Consider the following 2,436-nt stretch of genomic DNA (forward strand, 5'->3'; position numbering starts at 1 on the left):
CAATATCTTGGAGCGCATAAATAGAAGTAGCGCATGTACTAACAAATTGCTTAAGAGTGATTCGTAACGCGTGGCATTTTTACTTTGCGGTGGCTTATGTGATTAAGGCTCTGTGCGGTAGCTTTTGTATTGCGTTACTCACACCTTAGCAAGGCGTTATACAAATAGGTGAAAAATTGAAGCTGTACAAATATGTTCCATTTTCAGATGGTTCTAAGAACATCCTGTCAAATTGCACTATGAAGTTTTCGTCAGCAGAGGAGTTTAATGATCCATTTGACTGTGTTGTCTCTTATGATGTTGAAAAGTCGTTAGAATATGCTTTGTCGAGAACTGATTTACTTGAGAATGCTAAGATGGTTTTTCAAGGGAATGTAGCAGATGAGGGGACAATGATCGAGAACCTCAAAAGTTCATTGGTGTCCGGAGATTTTACTAAAAGCATGACCTCAAGTTTTGGTATATGTTCTCTTTCTGAGACTTTTGAAAATATCTTAATGTGGTCACACTATGCGGATAATCATAAAGGTTTTGTTGTAGAGTTTGAAACACCAACAAATTTTGCTGAGTTTTTGGAGACGCCTGAATATTTGTTAATTGCATGGGCTGTGCAGTACAAAAGTGATATGCCCAAGGTTACGATGGGAAAGGCTGATGGCTTTGAGGCTCTAGCTGAGCAATTTCTGGTAAAAGCAAAAGATTGGGAATACGAGCAAGAGCATAGGTGTTTAGCTCATATTGCAGGTCCTGGAATACATTCTTTTTATCCGAAGTTGATAACAGGTGTTATTGCCGGAGCTAAAATGTCAGATGCAGATTTGAATGAGTTGCAGCTATTAGTTAAATCGTTTGAACGTAAACATGACGTAAGTCTATCGTTTAAGCGCGCAGTAAAAGCTAAAGAGCAATATCGGTTAGAATTTGTATAACAATCTGTTTAAGAGTGATTCGCAACGCGTGGCATTTTCACTATGCGTTGCGTTTGGTGTTTAAGATGGTATGCGGGAGCTTCGGTATTGCGTTGCTCACACCTTAACAGGGCGTTAGCAATCTCCTGGTCATTACTCTACCTTTTATTGTACATAAATTTTCGTACAAATGTTGAAATGTACGAAATATGATGTACAATTCTTCTTAGTGGTATAGCTGCAGTTTAGCTATATGTGATTTAAGGAAAGAACAGTGGGATTTTCAGATGTAAAGAAGAAAGCAATAAAGTGTCTTAAAGAAGGCTCGGTACAACATGAAACCGAACGGAGTAAAGTCGATGAAAAAAACTTATTGCTGACAGGAAAGGTTGACCCAGATTTTGTAGTACGTCTACTAAGAAATACTACAGGTCAGACGCACGAAGAGCGAGAGCATGACACATATGAAGGTGTTGATGTTCATATTTGCAAACCGTCTGTTGACGGTTGCAAGTGGTACGTCAAGTTTTACTTTAGTGACCCGAATACTATATTTATTAGTGTTCATGAAAGTGAGTAGGGGATAGACGTTTACAGCTAAAGTGTTATTTCAGATAGCATTTTAGCTGTATCCAATGCAAATAAATGTTAAGTGGAAGCGTTGCTCACCCCTTAACGCGGCGTTAGGCAAAGAGGAGAAGTGCGTATCAATTAGATGTTTACGCATAAAGATGATATGAAATTTTATAGAGAATTAGACAAGCTAACAGTTGGTTGTCAGCACTGTAAAGCTTTGAAAAGTGCAACAATGAAAGTTAGAGACGTTGAATTTAGTAATACACCGGGTGTAGCTAAAGACGTCTTAGTCGCTGTTTGCGACACTTGTGATAATGTAGCGAGTATTCCTCAGCAATCGACGATTCGAGTTGCGAAGGAATTGCAGAAAGCTAAGAAATCTATAGAGTTAAGAGTTCCAGCTCATTACCTTGATATTTTAAATATGGCGACATATAAAATAGATCATGAGTTAGATGAAAACTTTAATAAGCATCTTATCCTTTATTACCTACATTCATTGAGCATAGAACGTTATGATTCTTCTAATTTAATTGACTTGATTCAGAGTGATGATAAAACCGTTAAGTCAACAAAAAGGCTGTCATTTAAAGTCGGTGATTCAGCTATGAATGATATTTCAAGTTTAAAATCTAAATATAACTTTAGGAACAGGACTGATATTCTAAAATCTATTATTTTAAAGATAAATGATGATATTGTTCAAAATCCAACACCAACAAATATAGAAGATCTTCGATCTCTAGCTACTGCATTTAGTGGCTAAATAGCTTGCTAACAATCTGTTTAAGAGTGATTCGCAACGCTTGGCATTTTTGCTATGCGTTGCGTTTAGTGTTTAAGGTGGTATGCAGGGGCTTCGGTATTGCGTTGCTCACACCTTAACAGGGCGTTAGCCCACAAGAGAGAAATAAAAAGTAGAGTTCGATGATCAAAGGTAAAGTTGTAGAGT

General features: G+C 37.4%; 3 protein-coding genes. All 3 read left to right on the forward strand.

Features of this window, described 5'->3' with window-relative positions; genetic code table 11:
- The first annotated feature begins 176 nt into the window (after positions 1 to 176).
- The 3 genes from MHO32_RS25500 (at position 177) to MHO32_RS25515 (ending at position 2,250) form a co-directional block, all read left to right on the forward strand.
- Positions 177 to 929, forward strand: coding sequence for a DUF2971 domain-containing protein (locus MHO32_RS25500; protein WP_140336080.1), 753 nt, complete (start codon positions 177 to 179; stop codon positions 927 to 929).
- Between the two features lie 253 nt (positions 930 to 1,182).
- A complete protein-coding gene (locus tag MHO32_RS25510; RefSeq protein WP_239214988.1) occupies positions 1,183 to 1,488 on the forward strand; it encodes a hypothetical protein in 306 nt (101 codons plus the stop codon).
- 135 nt (positions 1,489 to 1,623) lie between these two features.
- Positions 1,624 to 2,250, forward strand: a complete 627-nt coding sequence (locus MHO32_RS25515) for a hypothetical protein (protein WP_239214990.1) — start codon at positions 1,624 to 1,626, stop codon at positions 2,248 to 2,250.
- The last annotated feature ends 186 nt before the right edge of the window (positions 2,251 to 2,436 follow it).

It is taken from the genome of Vibrio sp. MMH1-50 (assembly GCF_022347645.1).
In the GTDB taxonomy this organism is placed as follows: Bacteria; Pseudomonadota; Gammaproteobacteria; order Enterobacterales; family Vibrionaceae; genus Vibrio; species Vibrio harveyi.